This window comes from Actinomadura sp. 6N118, assembly GCF_044326415.1.
GTDB lineage: Bacteria > Actinomycetota > Actinomycetes > Streptosporangiales > Streptosporangiaceae > Spirillospora.
Window position 1 is genome coordinate 228328 of sequence record NZ_JBIRAZ010000008.1, and the last position, 16524, is coordinate 244851.

Sequence of the window (16524 nt, forward strand, 5' to 3'; positions counted from 1 at the left end):
CCTCACCGCCCGTGGCTGACTACTTCGGCCATGAGAACGAAATCGGCGGGAGGCGGGCAGTCGTCCGCCCCGCCGATTTCGGTCGGCCGCTCGTGCCCCGTGACCTGAACCGTGCGCGAGTCCGTCCGCTGAAGGATCTGCCGAGCGCAGCACACCCTGCGCACAACAACCCGGTACGGCTCGCCGATTCCGAAGTCCTCATGCGCACGGTGCCACAGGAAACCGGTCCCCTGAAAACGCCCGGTCTGAACCGGGCCGTCGACCGCCGACGAGATGCCTCCGAAGTCGGCTCGCGGATACGGTTCGCGTCGGCCGAAATCGGCGACGAACTCGACCGCACCCGATTCGGCCGCCCGCCAGCCGAGCGGCTGCCCACGGTCGGTCGGCTCCGCGGTGAAACCCTCCAGCACCAGGTTGACGCTCAGCTCGGCCCCAGGCTCGAGGGAAGGGCCGCAGCATTCGTACTCCCAGGCGGCGTACCAGATCGGCAAGTGCATCCCCGCCAACCTACCGTTCCGCGTTATGCCCAGGCCGACGAGCGTGAACGGCCGCGATGAACGCATCCCTCGCGGTATCGGCCTTCTCTCACGCGACGTCCAGTTCGTTTCGATCGCGATGGCGGCGCTAGCAGGGCCGTCGAGTTCGATACGTGGTGCCCCGCTACAAAAGCCCTATGCAGGAAACAATCACCACAAACGACACTCTGTTGTCGTTCGGTGCATGTTTCGCCCCGTGCACAGGGGTACGCCAGCACGCATCTGCTCGGCACCATCAGCGAACGTGCCAGACATCCACCGTCCTGGATGGAGGCGAGAACGATCGTCGCAGCACTCCTCACTCCGGCAGCCGGCCTGCTCTTGATGATCTTGATGGAGCATCTGGAATCGGCCCTGCTCCCAAGCTCGGACAACACCCGTTCCGACGACGGTGCATCACCGAGAGACACCACGGCATCGGCAAACGACCGACGTGCCACAGCCCGGCCTGCGCACCGAGCCGCCGCTCGCCGGCATCTGCGCGTCGCCCAATCACCGCGGCGGCTTCGCCGGGATCGACACGAATCCGCGCCACAGGAACTGCGCACCATCCCTCATTGCCCTGTCACGCGTGTTCCTGCGCGCTCGGCGGCTTCCTGCACTGCGAACGAAGTGGCCGTGAAGCAACGCCCGCAGTAACGGAAGCAGCTCCTTCGGAGTAGCGCAGGTCTAGTGGCACCGGCGCCGCCAAGGGGGCGGAGGCTGTTGGCGGGCAGGGTCAGGCTGGGACTGGCATGAAGAGACCGGTCACGTTGGCTATGACACGGCCGGTCGTGAACGTCGCGGTACCTGAGGCGAGCTTTCGGCCTACGCGGGTCGGAGTGACCGTGATGTCGACCCATTCGCCCTCGCGAGCCGTACCCAGAAGGTCGCAGGAGAGGTTGATGGTGACGAGGCGAGCCGGAGGGTCGGTCTGAACGGCCAGGGCGTGCCCGATCACCACGTCGCCGATGGTGGCGATCACGCCGCCGTGGAGCAGGCCGCGGGCGTTCATCTTGGGACCCTCGACGGTGAAGCCCGCGCGGAGGGGATCGTCGGGATGACGGGAGAAGCCGCCGATCGCAGTGAGCAGTGGGCTGGGCCGGTGCCAGGGAACGAAGCCCTCAGAGACCATGCGGACACCGTAGCGGATTTCGGATCAGTGATCTGAAAAAGAGCCGTGGTCAGGTCAGCGCCATGCGGAGGCGTACCAGGGAGCCGTTCGGGCCGGTCCGGATCTCTACCTCGTCGCAGAGCCGGCGGGCGATCCACACGCCGAGGCCGCTGGTGGAGTCCGGGGAGGGGGGCCGGTGACCGACGGCGTGGTAATCCCAGACGGTCCCGCGGCGATCGATCACATCGCAGACGACGACGTCGCCGTCGAGCCAGACGCTGGCCGTTCCGTCGCCGCCGCCGTGTTCGACCACATTCGTCGCGATCTCCTGCACGGCGGCCGCGAAGTCGTCGAGCCGCTCTCCGTTCAACCCATGGTCGAGTGCGGTCAGCATCACCAACCGGCGTGCACGCCTCAGCTCAGAACGGCTGATGTAGTGGGTGGTGACTGGAGGACGAGCCGGTGCCAAGGGCCGCTGGTCGCACTCGGCCGAGAACACGACGGGCTCGACGTAGGCATGGCTCCAGGCAGTGCGGTGACGGTCGACGATCTCGGGATGTGTACGCCGGGCGCCCTCGACGACGTCACGCGGCAGGACACGGGTGTCGTACGGGCACAGGATCCAGGCGGAGCTCTGCGCGAGCGTCAGATTGACGACCGATTCGTAGCGCTGCCAGGCGAGGACCTGGGATGGCGTACGGCCAACCCACCTCGGTTCGCCGATGAGGCGAATCCGACCCGGGCCGGTGTGCTCGCGCAGGCGGCGAAGGTAGGCGCTGAGCGTTCGGCCGGGCGAGGTGTACCAGTCCGCCGCGTTCACGTACATGATGTTGTGCGGATTCCGCACAGTGCGTTGGAGCAGCGAGATGTTGTGCGGGGTGACGACGACGAACGCGGGTTCGCCGCGAGCGAGACCGTCATGCAGGAAGGCACCCGCTCGTTCCGCGAACGTGCGGTCTGAGTCGTACAGAAACGCCTGGTGCACGAATCGGCGATTGCCCCCGTGGCCGTTCGGCCCGGCTGCTCGCGTGGCGACCATTGCAGATCCTCACACGATCGGCGACCACGTCTCGCAGTGTAAGACGGCACAGACGGCCCGTCGAGTAATGACGCCGGTTGCCGCAGAACAAAAGAATTCACCGGATACCTAAATCGTGGTGTCAGCGGCGCGAGCGGCGCGTCAGTGCGAGCAGGTCCCTGGCGGGACCGGCAGGCCGCTGCCCCATCGGCCAGACGGCACGCAGCGGCCGGCTGAGGTCCAGCTCCGGCACCGGAACGGCGATCAGGCGGCCGTCGGCCAGTTCCTCCACAACGGCGAGTTCGCTGACGGCTGCCGGGCCCGCGCCGGAGACGGCCGCAGCCTTGAGCGCGGTGGTCGATCCCAGCTGCAGGAGGGGCGGAGCCGTTCCGCCGTACGAGGCGAGCGCACGATCGATCACCTCGCGCGTACCGGAGCCCTCCTCACGCAGCAGCAACGGAGTGGCGGCGAGCTCGGCGGCACCGACACCGCTGCGACGGCGGGCCCACGCATGGGCGGTGGAGACCACGACGAGGAGCCGGTCGGTCGTCACGACAGCGCCTCCGAGACGCTCGGGAGCGTTCACGCCCTCGACGAAGCCCAGGTCGGCCTCACCGGCGAGGACCTGCTCCGCAACGGCAGCGGAATTGGCGGCGCGGAGCGTGACGGCGGTGTCCGGGCGTGCATGGCGCAGCGCCAGCAACCACCCCGGGACCAAGTACTCGGCGATCGTCATGCTCGCGGCAACCCGCAGATGGCTGTCACGGCGCTCGCGCAGGGCTTCAACCCCGGCGTCCAAGGCGTGCGCGGCGTCCATCACCTGCTGGGCCCACTCCGCCACAAGAGAACCCGCCTTGGTGGGGCGCGAGCCGCGGGGTGAACGCTCCAGGAGAGCCACGCCGAGCTGCCGTTCCATCGACTTGATCCGGCCGCTGGCCGCCGGCTGGGTGATGCCCAGCTCGTCCGCCGCACGGCCAAGGCTGCCCAGCCGGACGACGGCCAGCAGCAGTTCCAGAGCACTCAGCTCCGGTACGCGGTGCGACAGGGACATGATCCCAGTGTAGGCGCAGTCATAAGTTGAGCTTATGTACTCATAGGTCGATGACCTCTACTGATGCCTCCAGTACCGAGCGATCGTCGAGATATGACCACGGCCGTTCCCGTAACCCCGATATCTCCAGCACCCGCACCAACCTCCACGGCCTCCAGACTTCCGCCCCTCACTGCTCCAGCGCCCACGCTTACGGCCAACAAGCCCCCGGCGACCACGGGACAACCGGCCACGATCCCGGCGGCCACCGTTGGCGTGACCACGGCCCCAGAGCCCACGGGCCTGGCCGCCGCAGCCCTCGCGACCACAGCCCCTGCGGCCACGGTCTCGGTGGCCACCGTTGGCGTGACCACGGCCCCAAAGGCAACGGGCCTGGCGGCGACGGGCCCAACCGCCACGCGCCCGGTGGCCGCCGTTGGCGTGACCACGGCCCCAGCGGCCACAGTCCCGGCGGCCACAGTCCCGGCGGCCGCCGTTGGCGTGACTGCGGGCCCGGCGTCCACGGACCCGGCGACCACAGCCCTTCCGACCGGGCGGGGGGCGGGGCTGCGGGCTGGCTTGGGGCGTCTTTCGGTGGGGAGGTTCCGGCACTTTGGGCCGAATTGGTACGCGTGCGTGATGGGGACGGCGATCATCGCTAACGGGGCCAACGCGCTGCCGGTTCGCGTGCCCGGGCTCCATGCGTTCGCGGTCGTTGTCTGGATCATGTCGTTCGTCCTGCTCATCGCGGTCGTCGCCGCCCGTGGCGTTCATCTCGTCTGGCACCGCGACGAGGCTCGGGTCCGGCTCTTCGACGATGCGGCCACCGCAGTCTTCTACGGCTGCCCGCCGATGGCCCTGCTCGCGGTCGGGTACGGCACGCTCGTGCTCGGACCCGACGTCATCGGAACCACCGCCGCCGTGGGGATCAACGCGGTGCTGTGGACAGCCGGGACGTTCTACTCCCTGGCCGTCGCGTTCGGCATCCCGTACCTGATGATCACCCGGCACAGGGTCGGCAGCGCCAATCCCACGTGGCTGCTGCCGGTCGTGGCGCCGATGGTGGCTGCGGCGCTCGGCCCGGCGCTGGTCCCCCACCTGCCGGCGGGCGAGCCGCGGGCCCTGATGGTGTACGCCTGCTACGCGATGTTCGGCGGGAGCCTGCTGGCCGTGCTGATCATCTTGCCGGGGATCTGGTCGCGCCTGGTGGATGAGCGCTCGTTCACGATCACTCTCGTCCCGACGCTGTTCCTGGTACTCGGGCCTCTTGGGCAGTCCGTCACCGCCGTCAACCAGCTCGCCGACGCCGCCCCGGCAGCCGTGCCGCAGTACGCGGACGCCATGGCCGCGTTCGCCGTCCTCTACGGGACCCCGGTGATCGGCTTCGCACTCCTCTGGCTGGCCATCGCGGCGGCCGCGTCCGTTCGGGCCCTCCGCGACGGGATGCCGTTCGCCATGACCTGGTGGGCGTACACCTTCCCGCTCGGCACCTGCGTCACCGGCGCCGCCGCGCTGGCCCGGCGACTGGACCTCGGCGCGATGGCGGCGATCGCGGTCGGGCTCTACCTTCTCCTACTGGCCGCCTGGGCGGTCACCGCGACACGGACCCTCCGCGGCGTGCTGACCGGTCGGCTCCTCCCTCCGCCCGGCCAGTCCAGCTAACGTGATCAAGTCCGGCATCCCGACCATCAGTTCGACATCCCGACCCCCGGAGCTCGCAGATGCGTATCGCCGTCTATCTGGCCCACCCCCGGCCGGGCAGCTTCAACCACGCCCTGTCCGAGGCCGTGATCGACGAGCTCAGCAGGCACGGCGCCGAGGTCGTCTCGCACGACTTGTATGCCGAGGGCTTCGATCCGGCGCTCACCGCGGCCGAGACCGGCACGGTCGAAGCGGCCACTCCCTCGGCTGACGACCACGTGACCCGTTACCGCGCGGAGATCGCCGCAATGGACGCGCTCGTCTTCATCCATCCGAACTGGTGGGGCATGCCCCCCGCGATCCTCGCCGGCTGGGTGCAGCGCGTGCTCGCCCCGGGCGTCGCGTACAAGCTCGGCACCGCCGAGGGCGAGCCCGCCGGGCTGCTGCGCGCAGGCCGCGCCTTGGTGCTCAACACCTCCGATACACCCGCCGATCGTGAGCGCGAGGAGTTCGGCGATCCGCTGCAGCGGGTCTGGGCGGCCTGTGTTCTGCCGTACGTGGGGGTCGCGGACGTGCGGCGTGTGGTGTTCCGTACTGTCACCGACTCCACTGACGCGGAACGGGCCGACTGGCTCCAGCAGGCACGCGACCAGGCCACCGCCCTCCTCCCCGGCACCTAAAAGATCACAGAAGAGTCTCAAACTGGATGCCGCGTCTCATAGCGGTCAACCTGCCCGGCAACCCGCGCGTCCCCTCACGCGAATGATCGCTTCGCGTTGCGACATCTTCCTGAGGTGACCCTTGAGACGTACCACCCTGGCCATCGCCGGCGCGTTCACCCTCGCGGCCGCCGCGATCGCCGCTCCCCCCGCCTTGGCCGCCGAGAAGGTGACCATCACGCTGGCCGGTGACCGGACCACCGTCGACGCAGACCACCGCGACGTGACGATCAGCGGAGTCGTGACCGCAGGCGCGGAGAACAAGCCGGTGGCGGGCGTGCAGGTCGATCTCTCCTCGACCGGGCAGCCGAACATCGAGGATCCGACGACCGACGCCGAGGGCAAGTTCACCGCCACGTACAGCTCGCCCGGCGTCGACGACGAGATCACGGCGAAGACCGGCGTGACCGGCGAGTTGGAGGCCGGGGAGGCGGGCCCGCTGCCGATCAAGGCCGTGCGGTCCAAGACCCGGATGACCATCGCCGCCCCGGGCAGTGCCAGCAAGGACGTGGGCGTTCCGTTCACCCTGAGCGGGCTGGTCGAGTACGAGCCGGCCGAGGCGGCGGGCACCTGGAAGCCGCTGGCCGGCGCGCAGGTCAACATCAGCTTCATCAACGCCGAGTGCACCGGGGGCTTCCCTGTGCCAGGCAGTGTCACGACCGGCAAGGACGGCCAATACGCGACGCAGGTCAAACTTCCCTGCAGCAGCGCCATCAACGCCAATGCCTCCGTCGCCGAGCCCTGGTTCGAAACGACCTACGCCGCCCTTAAGAACGGCGCCATCGTCCGGCCGCGTTCCTCCTTCCGCGACGTGAAGGTCACGATGGACCCGTACGGGCTCGTGAAGGCCTCCGGCGCCGCCGCCACCAGCCCCGTCTACCGCGAGTTCTACGGCAAGCAGATCCTGCTCGAACGTTCGTGGAACGGCCGCAGCTGGTGGACGCACAAGAAGCTGCGCGCCGGCTCCTACGGCCGGGTCAGCGCACAGTTCACCGTCAACCAGTCGAGCTACTGGCGATTCCGTTTCGCCGGGACCGCGGACGCGATGCCGGCCACCAGCAAGTCGATCAAGACGTGGCGCTGGACCACCAAGATGTCGAAGATCTCGGTGTCGCCCGGCAAGGTCCGCAAGCTCAAGTACGTGACGGCCAAGGGCTCGCTCGTCCGCTACTCCCCGACGAGCCGGAAATTCGTCGCGTACGGGGGCCAGAACGTCCGGATCATCTTCCGCTACAAGGGCAAGAAGACCTGGTACCACCTGGCCTGGGACAAGACCGACCGCAAGGGGCGCTTCAGCAAGAAGGTCCGCGCCTACGGCGACGGCTACTACGCCGCGCTCTTCCACGGCGCGGCGAACTTCTGGGCCACCGGCTCCCCGAACGACAAGTACGTGGACACCTACGGCCTCCCCGGCTCCCAGCGCCAGGCGGGCATCCAGTCGTTCCTCACGCCGTTCACCCCGCCCGTGCCCGCGCCCAACAGCATCAGCGGCACGACCCGCGTCGGCTGACCCCAGCAACACCGCTCACCGGGGCCGTCTGCTCTCCTCACCAGAGACCAGGCGGCCCGCGGGAGCTTGACGTCAGCCTTGGTGGCCAGCTGCCTTGGGGTCAGTGGTTTGGGGGATTGGGCGGGCGGGAGGCCCGAGTGGGATTGGCGCGGCGCGGGCGTGGGTGGCTGCGGCGGGGTGGGTGTTCGCTGGTGGGCGGCTTCCTGGTCAGGAGGCGTGGGCGGACGCGGCCTAGGCCTTGGAGGGGGCGGGGGCGTAGGGAGGTGATCTCGTACGCGTCGGAGTCGGTCAGTTCGGCGGCGAGGGCGCTGTCGATGAGGACCGAGTCCGGGTACGCGGTGGCGGTGAGACGGGCGGCCAGGTTGACGGGCGTGCCGAAGACGTCACCGAGGCGCAGCAGGACCTCGCCGTACGCCAGGCCTACCCGTACACGGGGGAATTCGGGGTCCTCCTCGCAGCGTTCGGCGATCCGGAGGCCGATCTCGGCTGCGGAGTGAGGGGCGGTGGCGGTGAAGAGGACCTCGTCGCCCAGTGTCTTGACCATGCGGCCGCCGAGCTCGGCGACGATCTCGGTCGCGGCCGACTCGAAACGTTCCACGAACTCGGCGAGGGAGTCGCCGTCCATGCTCCGGCTCATGCGCGTGAACGAGACGACGTCCGCGAAGCCCACAGCCAGGTGAGCGACTCCGGCGATGGGGTCGGCGCTCGCGGCCGCGGTGCTCGCGGCGGCACGCAGGCCCGCCGCGGTGAGCTGGCGGCGCCAGCCGTGCAGCATGAGGCGCTCGAACGGGGCACGCAGATCCTCCGTGGCGGCGAAGGCATCGACGACGGCCTCCGGGGTGACCGACTGCTCGCTGAGGCGTTGCAGCCAGACGTCACCGAGCCAGCTCGCCAGGCGCCCCATCGTCTGGCCGACCGCCCGGGCCAGTTGCAGCACCAGGTCCTCGTCCACGAGGTCGTTGCCCAGCAGGTCCTTGATCTCGCGCAGCGCCTCGACGTCACCGTCCGTGAAGGCGATCTCTTCGTCCGGGGGAGTGGGGAAGCCCAGGGCTCGCCAGATGCGGCGGGCGTAGTCCTCGCTGATCCCGGAAAGCTCCTCAACCTCTTTGCGGGTGTACCGAAGCGGCCCGCCGAGCAGGGTCACCTCGAGATCGGCGGGGAGCCGTGGGTCCGCCATGGAGCCGCCCTCTTATGTGTCATTGACTGATGTCACAATCGTGGCGCGTAGGATCTTGCTGGTCAAGGTGGACGAGTCCGGCGGGCGGGGCATGGCCGAGTACCGAATCGACGAACTGGCACACACGGCGGGCAGCACGGTCCGCAACATTCGTGCGTACCAGGACCGTGGGCTGTTGCCACCGCCGCGGCTCGAGGGCCGGGTCGGCATCTACGACGACTCGCACCTGGCCCGGCTGCGCCTCATCGGCAACCTCCTCGCCCGGGGCTACACGTTCGCGATCATCAAGGACCTCATCTCCGCTTGGGAGACCGGCAAGGACGTGAGCGAGGTCCTCGGGCTGGAGAAGGTCCTCACCGACCCGTGGTCGGACGAGATCCCCGGCACCGCCCGGGTCGAGGAACTGATCGCGACGTTCGCCGCCGGGCTGGACGACGAGGGCGTCGCCCGGATGCTCCAGCGCACCGTCGAGCTCGGACTGATCGAGCCGGAGGGCGATCACTACAAGGTGCCGAGCCCGCGGTTGCTCCATGTCGGAGCCGAGCTTGTCGCGGCCGGAATCCCCCTCGACTCGGTCCTGGACATCGCCGCCCAGATCCGTGACGACTGCGACGTCATCGCCGGCCGCTTCGTGAACCTGGTGCACGAGCACGTCTTCGCGCCCCTGCACGACGAGTCGAACCCGAGTACCGACGAGATCTCCGAGGTCGCGGCGGTGGTACGCCGTATGCGTCCCCTGGTCAAGATGGTGGTCGACCCGTTCATCGCGCGAGCCATGGAGACCCGCGTCCAGGCGGCCCTCGGCACCCAGCTCGAACTCATCCGTGACCACCTGAACGCCGAAATGCCCCCCTCAGCCGCCGAAGGCTGAGGCCTCCGGACGACGACCCGGCGCTATGGCGGAACGGATCGCGTAACGCTGCACTAGCAATGGCAGGCGACGGTCGCTGAACGGCATTGGGTGGGCTCGGAGCGGTCAGAGCAGGGAGATGCCCCAGACCACGGTGACCTCCTGGCGGCGGCCTTCGGTGTCGGTGAACGTGAGCGTGCTCTGGCCGGGCAGGTTGACCAGGCCGGTGCTCAGTTTGATGGTCACTTCGGCCGAGTCTCCCTTGGACAGGCTGCCTTGGGAGGGGAACGCGGTGACCTGGCCGGTCGACGTCGCCGAACTCCAGGTCACCGGGCCGCGGTGGGCGGTCAGCACGACCCGGGCGGTCTTGGTCCCGTAGAGCTCGACCTTGCCTGGCGCGGCCGTCAGGAGGCCGGGCATCTTCGGCTGTACGGGCGGCAACGGCGGTCCTGGAGACCTCGGGCTCCCGGGGGTCTGCGGGCCGGGTGAGGGCACGGACCTGCGTTCGCCGCCGAGCTGCGGCGGGTTGCCCGGTCCCCCGTCTTGGCCGTTGCCAGGGCCTTGTCCCTGGCCCGGTTGCTGCCCCTGCCCCACGCCGCCAGTGGGTGGCCGGTGCTCGCTCACTCCGGGGAGCGGCTTCATGTCGAGTGGCGACCAGTTGATGATCGACTTGCCCGAGCCCATCACCAGGGCGACAAGCAGGGCGGTGGCCAGTGCCCCCGCCATCCCTCCCCCGGCGAACAACCAGCGCCGCGTCACCGGCGACGGCACGTCGGGCTGGCTGGGCAACCCGTCCGGCGTCAGCGTTCCGCCGCGCGCGACGATGTCGGTCCGGTAGCTGGCAAGTTCCGGGTCGGAGCCCGTGTGGATGACGCGATGCCGCAACGCTGCCGGCAGCACGGGGGCGGGTGCCATCACGAGCAACGCGACCGGCGCGTGCTGGCGGCGCTCATCGCAGGTGGAGCAGTCCTCGGCGGCGTGCCGTTCCAGGGCCGCTTCGTCCAGGCGCGCCGACGTCCCCGTGGGGGAGAGCAGCCGGTCGGTCAATGAGCCATTCCGCTCCACCTGGGCAGGCGTCTGCCGAACGGTCTCCACGTCCTCGTGCCCGCGCTGACCCTCCGCCACTGCGCGCTCTGCGGACGCGGAAGGCGCGGCGGACGCGGAAGGCACGGCGGACGCGGAAGGCACGGCGGACGCGGAAGGCACGGCGGACGCGGCAGACGCCGCAGACGCCGCGGATGCCGCAGACCCGGAGGGCACGGCGACCTCAGCGGCTGCCGCCAGGACCACGGCTACTTCGCGCGAGGCACGACTCTCGTCCTCCTCGCTCCCCTCATCGGGCGAGGATTCGATGGCCTCGACGTGATTCATGAGCTCGCGTTCGGCGTCGCCCGTCTTGCCTGCGCGGGCCGGCTGCGCGCTCTCGGCGCAGCGACGTTCGAGGACGAGGAGCTCCACTTCGACCGCGGTCTTGAGCCGTGCCTGGGCTCGGACCAGCCGGGCGGTCGCGCGCCGGGGGGAGAGCCCCAGCGCCGCACCGAGCTCGATGGAACGCAGGCCGTGCCGCATGGCGAGCAGCAGCGTCTCCTGGTCGGAAAAGCCCAGGCGCGCCAGTGCGGTCTCCAGCAACTCGCGCAGTTCGAGATGGGACGTCTCCGGGAATTCGCCGTCCTTCTCCCAGGTCAATCCCCGGGCCCGGCCACGCTGAAGGCAACGCCGCCGGGCCGCCGCGTACAACCAGGGTCGCAGTCGCAGTTGATCCCGCATTCGCGGAGCGCGGCGAAAAGCGTCGATGAACGTGTCATGAACGACATCGGCAGCGGTCTTGTGGTCCCCGGTCATGGTCACGCAGTAGTCATAGAGACGCTCTGCGTACGCGTCGTACAGCGCGCCCAGGACCTCCTCGTCACCTTCGTTGAGCCGCTGCACCAACGTGCGGTCTGCAGCGACGTCGAAGGAGGACCACCTCGGCATTTGAGCTCCCGGCACCGACGGGCGAGCCTGCCCGTCACGGGCCATCTGGACAATCGGCCCACCTTGCATACACCCATTCGCCCCATGTGCACCACATGATCCTCGGAAATGGCGACGAAGGGTGACTTGGTGGTGAGCAGTGTGTTGCCTGTGATGTTCAGTACGCCAATGACGGAAAACGACGTGTCGAAAACAAAATGTGATGATGCCGATGCCCAACGTGATCAGTCAACTCCAGGGCGGCAATGGGTCAACCGCACAACCCAAAGGTCCGTCGTCCCCGAGTCCAAACGCCGAGCAAACTCCATCCCGCAGGCACACGCCGCACCCGCACTGCGCACCACCCTGGCCGGGCTCAGTCCACTCGTGTCACGTCGAGCTCGCCATCCGCGTACTTCCGCCGCAGCACCTTCTTGTCGAACTTCCCGACTGAGGTCTTGGGTACGGCCTCGATGAACGTCCAGCGTTCGGGCAGCTGCCACTTGGCGATCCGGTCCGACATGAACTCCTTGAGCTCGTCGGCGGTCACCGTCGCGCCCTCACGTACGACGACCGAGGCGAGCGGTCGCTCCTGCCAGCGGTCGTCCGGGACGCCGACCACCGCGGCCTCGATGATGTCCGGGTGGGCCATGAGGTGGTTCTCCAGTTCCACGGAAGAGATCCACTCGCCGCCCGACTTGATGACGTCCTTGGCGCGGTCGGTGAGCACCAGGTAGCCGTCGGACGAGATCGTGCCGACATCGCCGGTGCGCAACCAGCCGTCATGGAACTTGGCCGGATCCTCGTCCAGGTGGTAGGCGCCTGTGATCCACGGCCCGCGGATCTCGACCTCGCCGACCGCCTCGCCGTCGTTCGGCAGCACGGTGTTGTCGTCCCCCACGATGCGCATCTCCAGCCCGGCCAGCAACCGGCCCTGCGTGACCCGGCGCTGCCACATCTCCTCGCCCTCGGCGCCGGCCGGCGCATGCGCAAAGGTGGCCACCGGTGACGTCTCGGTCATCCCCCAGGCCTGCACGATCTGGACGCCGATCTCGTCGAAGCCGCGCATCAGCGACTCCGGCACCGCGGAGCCGCCGCAGGGCACCAGCCTCAGCGAGCTGAGGTCGGAGCCGTGCTCGCGTACGTGGCGCAGGACGTCGGCCCAGATGGTCGGCACCGCACCGGCGACCGTCGGCCGTTCGGTCTCGATGAGACGGGCAAGGGGTTCGGCCTGCAGGAACCGATCCGGCATGACGAGATCGGCGCCGGCCATCACGGCGGCGTAGGGGAGTCCCCAGGCGTTCGCGTGGAACATCGGAACGACCGGCAGCACCCGGTCTGCGGCGCTCAGCCCGATCGCGTTGCCCGTGCAGACGGCCATCGAGTGCAGGTAGGCCGAACGGTGGGAGTAGACGACGCCCTTCGGGTTGCCCGTGGTGCCGCTGGTGTAGCACATGGCGGCGGCCTGGCGTTCGTCGATCTCCGGCCAGTCGAACGTGGCGGGCGCGGCGGCGAGCAGGTCCTCGTACGAGTGGAGCTCCTTGCCCGCCTCCACGAGCGGCGCGGTGTCCCCCGGACCGACGACGATCACGTGCTTGATCGTCTTTAGCTGCGGCAGCATCGGGGCGATGAGCGGGATCAGCGAGCCGTCGAGGAGGACGATCTCGTCCTCGGCGTGGTTGGCGATGTAGACGAGCTGGTCGGGGAAGAGCCTCAGGTTGAGCGTGTGGAGCACGGCCCCCATGGAGGGAATGGCCAGGTAGGCCTCCAGATGCTCGGTGTTGTTCCACATGAACGTGGCGACGCGCTGATCGCCGTCGACGCCCAGAGATCGCAGTGCTCCCGCCAGCCGGGTGGCGCGTTCACCGACCTCGGCGTACGTGCGGCGCCGGGTGCCGTCTCCGGTCCAGGTCGCGACCTCGCTCGCGCCGAACACATCGGTGCCGTAGCGCATGATCGAGGTGATGGTCAGCGGGAAGTCCTGCATCGTGCTCCACACGGCGCGCCTCCAGCAGCAAGCTTCGCGGTTTCCAGAATGGGATTCTTGCCGCAATCGCCCCGAATTGTCAGCACCTGGGGCCCCTCTTTCGAGGACCCGCCACCGGCAGGGTCAGGGGCGCTGGGGCGGGATCTCCGGGAAGTCGCTGCCGAGGCCGGTGTCGTCGCGGAGCTTGGCCATGGCCCTCGAAACAGTGCTCTTGACTGTGCCGACGCTCACTCCGAGCACTTCGGCGATCTCCGCCTCGGGCATGTCCTCGTAATAGCGAAGCATGACGGCGAGCCGTTGCCGGGGCGGAAGCCGGTCGAGTGCGCGGCTCAGTGCGTCGTGCAGTTCGCTCCGCCGGGTGTGGTCATCAATGGGCTGGTCGGGCAGCTCGTCGGTGGGATAGATCTCCAGTTTGCGGCGCCGCCACCACGAGATCTGCGTATTGACCATGGCACGCCGCACGTAGCCGTCCACGGCGGCGCGATCGTTGATGCGGTCCCAGGCGAGATATGTCTTGGCGAGTGCCGCCTGCAGGAGGTCCTCGGCCTCGGCGCGATCGCTGGTCAGCTGCATGGCGTGGCGCAGCAGCGCCGGACCTCGAGCCGCCACGTACTCGCGGAACTCCTCATGCCGCGTCGTGTTCAAATCACCACCGAGCCAGGGGTTAAGGGGATTCCATCGAGCCGCCGGTATTTTGATCTCTGGTAGGCAAGATCCTGATGCTCTTGACGATGGCACGAAGATCGTAATTCTGGGCCAACAGAAAAGGCATATTCGGGTCAACCAGGAGACGATTGCATCACCCTGGTACGTAAATCTCAACCCGCTGTATGACTTATCGGATAAATCCGTCGACAGCCGGGTCACCGCGCGTGACTCTTGACTCACTGTCCTAACAGCTGTGGCCGTGAGTGAAGATTCGATGCCGGAGTTCCGCCATGCCGTTCGCCCGCCATGGAGCCAGGCGTCGCAGTCAGCAGGAGGCCGTACTCGGGGTGCCGTCGATCTGGCGCACCGCTCCCGCTGACGCGAGCCATGCCCCGCTCAGTCCCGTGACCGGGACCATCCTCGACGCCAGCCCGCACCTCCTGGTGCTGCACACGGCCGACGGCGAGATACGGCTGCCGATGACCGAGGCCACCACCGTCTGGCACGGCGGGCGCGGAGGCCCCGCCGCGCTGCGACCGGGCCGCGACGTGATCGTACGACCGGCCGCCGACGGCCTGCGCGCCGACCGCGTCTGGGTGGACATCGGCCGGGTGACCGGCATCATCTTGGCGTGCGGGCGGGACACCGTGGAGGTGGACATGGGCCCTCACCGCGGACGAGCCCATGTGGTGATCCCCCCGCACGCCCTCGGACGGATCCTCGTCCGGCACCCCCGGCTCGAACCCGGCTACCTCATCGACGTCATCTGCGTCCGCTCGCCCGGCGGCCCGCACGCCGTCCGCCCCGGCACGTCCCAGCCCGGCTACCGCGCCGACGACCTCGCCTCCCCGGAACCGGACGCCCCCATACCCGACCCCATCCAGGGCACCGCCACATGGTTTGGCGGCGCCACATGGTTCGGCGGCGCCAGCGATCAGCAGCGAGCCGGCAAGCCAGCGACGACGCCTAAGCTCCGTCCCCGCGCAGCAGATCGTTCCGCCCGAGGCGAAGCAGCAGATCGTTCCGCCCCAGGCGAAGCAGCAGATCGTTCCGCCTCAGGCGAAGCGGCAGATCGTTCCGTCCTAGGCGACATCGTCGGCTACACGTCTGCCTTGAGCGGCGCGGCCTATCCGGCGGTCGACTCTGAGGGGAACGCGGGCGGGTGTCTCGATGCCCCCTCCGGTTGCGTCGCGCTCCCCTATCTGTCGCTGGGCAGTGGGCTGTCGATCCGCAACGAGTGCACGGGGCGTACGGCGGCCGTCCCGGTCATCGAGTGCGGATGTACGGCGGCCCTCTACTGCGACCGGTGCGTGGAGTGCGGCACGTCGCCGCGCGGGCGGGTGGTCGAGCTGACGCCGGCTGCGTTCGTGAGCCTGGGCGGTGACCTGGACGCAGGGTGTTTCAACGCGGTCGTGCGCCCCATGACCCCGAGCATGAGGGGCTGAACGATGGTCACCGTCGTCCAGAACACCCAGGTCCTGCTTCTCGCCTCCGTGCTCCTGGCGGCGTGCCTGGCCAAGCTGATGATCCGCAAGCCGGTGGGCGCTGCACCCGAGCACGTGCACGGCGTGCCGATGCCCGCGGGCCTCAGGCGGGCGACGGCGCTGCGCCAGGGCAGGCCCGTGAACGTGGGGCTCGGGCTCGCTGAGGGCATCCTCGGATTGAGCCTGCTGATCACCTCGCATTTCTCCGTACGGCTCGCCACGACGGTGACGTTCGCCGCCGCCGCGTGGGTGGTCGGGGAGTTGCGCGTGCGCCGTCCGGACGCGGGGTGCGGGTGCTTCGGGGGGTTGAGCACCAAGGGCGTGGGGCGCCGCAGTGTGATCCGCGCGGTGTTGTTCACCGCGGCCGCGGTCGCCTCGCTCGGCGCACCGCGCACGGGTATCGACGTGCTGCGCAATGGCCCCGCCCAGGTCATCCTGGTCTTGGCCCTGGAGCTGGCCCTGTTCGCGGCGCTCTCGCCGGAGTTGTCCGTTCTGCTGGAACGGCATGGGCTCCTCGGGCTGCGGCACAAGCCCCTGGAGCCGTGCGAGCGACGCCGCAGCCCGCTCGCGGAGACGTACGCGACGCTCTATGACAGCGCCGAGTGGCTGCGGTACGAGGAGTCGGTGTCCAGCGCGGCGCCGCTGGACGTCTGGCGGGAGGGCTGCTGGCGGTTCCTGGTCTTTCCGGCGCGGGTGGACGAGCAAGAGGTGGAGATCGTGTTCGCGGTCTCCACGGCCGCCCGTGACCGGACCGTGCGAGCCGCGATCTCACCTCTATTGCGTTCTCTAGCTCCAGCCCCATAGAGCACTAGAGAACGACAGAGAACACCGCTAGAAGAATCTACGAGTCTCTAGAGATAAGACTAGAGATCAGTAGA

Annotated in this window: 14 protein-coding genes; 6 read left to right on the top strand and 8 right to left on the bottom strand. The window is 68.9% G+C overall.

Annotation, left to right across the window (positions count from 1 at the left end; translation table 11 throughout):
• Nucleotides 1-2: 2 nt before the first annotated feature.
• From ACH34W_RS22545 to ACH34W_RS22560, 4 genes are all read right to left on the bottom strand, one after another.
• Nucleotides 3-497, bottom strand: coding sequence for a DUF6578 domain-containing protein (locus ACH34W_RS22545; protein ID WP_395962937.1), 495 nt, complete (start codon nucleotides 495-497; stop codon nucleotides 3-5).
• 757 nt (nucleotides 498-1254) lie between these two features.
• The gene (locus ACH34W_RS22550) at nucleotides 1255-1650 is read right to left on the bottom strand and encodes a PaaI family thioesterase (RefSeq protein ID WP_395962938.1); all 396 of its coding nucleotides are present in this window, start codon (nucleotides 1648-1650) and stop codon (nucleotides 1255-1257) included.
• Nucleotides 1651-1699: 49 nt separating this feature from the next.
• Complete coding sequence (locus tag ACH34W_RS22555) at nucleotides 1700-2668, bottom strand: anti-sigma factor RsbA family regulatory protein (protein WP_395962939.1); 969 nt, start codon at nucleotides 2666-2668, stop codon at nucleotides 1700-1702.
• A gap of 121 nt (nucleotides 2669-2789) precedes the next feature.
• Nucleotides 2790-3698, bottom strand: coding sequence for a LysR family transcriptional regulator (locus tag ACH34W_RS22560; RefSeq protein ID WP_395962940.1), 909 nt, complete (start codon nucleotides 3696-3698; stop codon nucleotides 2790-2792).
• Between the two features lie 573 nt (nucleotides 3699-4271).
• Between ACH34W_RS22560 and ACH34W_RS22565 the strand changes: the two genes are divergently transcribed.
• The 3 genes from ACH34W_RS22565 to ACH34W_RS22575 all read left to right on the top strand — a co-directional run bounded on the left by ACH34W_RS22565 (nucleotide 4272) and on the right by ACH34W_RS22575 (nucleotide 7547).
• Nucleotides 4272-5339, top strand: coding sequence for a TDT family transporter (locus ACH34W_RS22565; RefSeq protein WP_395962941.1), 1068 nt, complete (start codon nucleotides 4272-4274; stop codon nucleotides 5337-5339).
• Between the two features lie 59 nt (nucleotides 5340-5398).
• Complete coding sequence (locus tag ACH34W_RS22570; RefSeq protein ID WP_395962942.1) at nucleotides 5399-5998, top strand: NAD(P)H-dependent oxidoreductase; 600 nt, start codon at nucleotides 5399-5401, stop codon at nucleotides 5996-5998.
• Between the two features lie 121 nt (nucleotides 5999-6119).
• A complete protein-coding gene (locus tag ACH34W_RS22575) occupies nucleotides 6120-7547 on the top strand; it encodes a carboxypeptidase-like regulatory domain-containing protein (protein WP_395962943.1) in 1428 nt (475 codons plus the stop codon).
• Nucleotides 7548-7647: 100 nt separating this feature from the next.
• Here the strand turns inward: ACH34W_RS22575 and ACH34W_RS22580 are convergent, their stop codons facing one another.
• Nucleotides 7648-8724 (bottom strand): adenylate/guanylate cyclase domain-containing protein, encoded by a 1077-nt coding sequence (locus tag ACH34W_RS22580; protein WP_395962944.1) that lies wholly within the window; start codon nucleotides 8722-8724, stop codon nucleotides 7648-7650.
• A 40-nt stretch (nucleotides 8725-8764) separates the two neighbouring features.
• On the opposite strand from ACH34W_RS22580, the gene ACH34W_RS22585 reads away from it, so the two are divergent.
• Entirely contained in the window at nucleotides 8765-9595 is an 831-nt protein-coding gene (locus tag ACH34W_RS22585) for a MerR family transcriptional regulator (RefSeq protein WP_395962945.1), read from the top strand.
• A gap of 105 nt (nucleotides 9596-9700) precedes the next feature.
• Here the strand turns inward: ACH34W_RS22585 and ACH34W_RS22590 are convergent, their stop codons facing one another.
• The 3 genes from ACH34W_RS22590 to ACH34W_RS22600 all read right to left on the bottom strand — a co-directional run bounded on the left by ACH34W_RS22590 (nucleotide 9701) and on the right by ACH34W_RS22600 (nucleotide 14159).
• Nucleotides 9701-11548: an RNA polymerase sigma factor gene (locus ACH34W_RS22590; RefSeq protein WP_395962946.1), complete on the bottom strand. Its 1848-nt coding sequence runs from the start codon at nucleotides 11546-11548 to the stop codon at nucleotides 9701-9703.
• A 355-nt stretch (nucleotides 11549-11903) separates the two neighbouring features.
• The gene (locus ACH34W_RS22595; RefSeq protein ID WP_395962947.1) at nucleotides 11904-13526 is read right to left on the bottom strand and encodes a long-chain fatty acid--CoA ligase; all 1623 of its coding nucleotides are present in this window, start codon (nucleotides 13524-13526) and stop codon (nucleotides 11904-11906) included.
• A 111-nt stretch (nucleotides 13527-13637) separates the two neighbouring features.
• Nucleotides 13638-14159, bottom strand: coding sequence for a SigE family RNA polymerase sigma factor (locus ACH34W_RS22600; protein ID WP_395962949.1), 522 nt, complete (start codon nucleotides 14157-14159; stop codon nucleotides 13638-13640).
• A 407-nt stretch (nucleotides 14160-14566) separates the two neighbouring features.
• Here ACH34W_RS22600 and ACH34W_RS22605 point away from each other — a divergent pair, with 407 nt between their 5' ends.
• A complete protein-coding gene (locus tag ACH34W_RS22605; protein WP_395962950.1) occupies nucleotides 14567-15607 on the top strand; it encodes a hypothetical protein in 1041 nt (346 codons plus the stop codon).
• 3 nt (nucleotides 15608-15610) lie between these two features.
• A complete protein-coding gene (locus tag ACH34W_RS22610) occupies nucleotides 15611-16450 on the top strand; it encodes a MauE/DoxX family redox-associated membrane protein (RefSeq protein WP_395962951.1) in 840 nt (279 codons plus the stop codon).
• Nucleotides 16451-16524 lie beyond the last annotated feature (74 nt).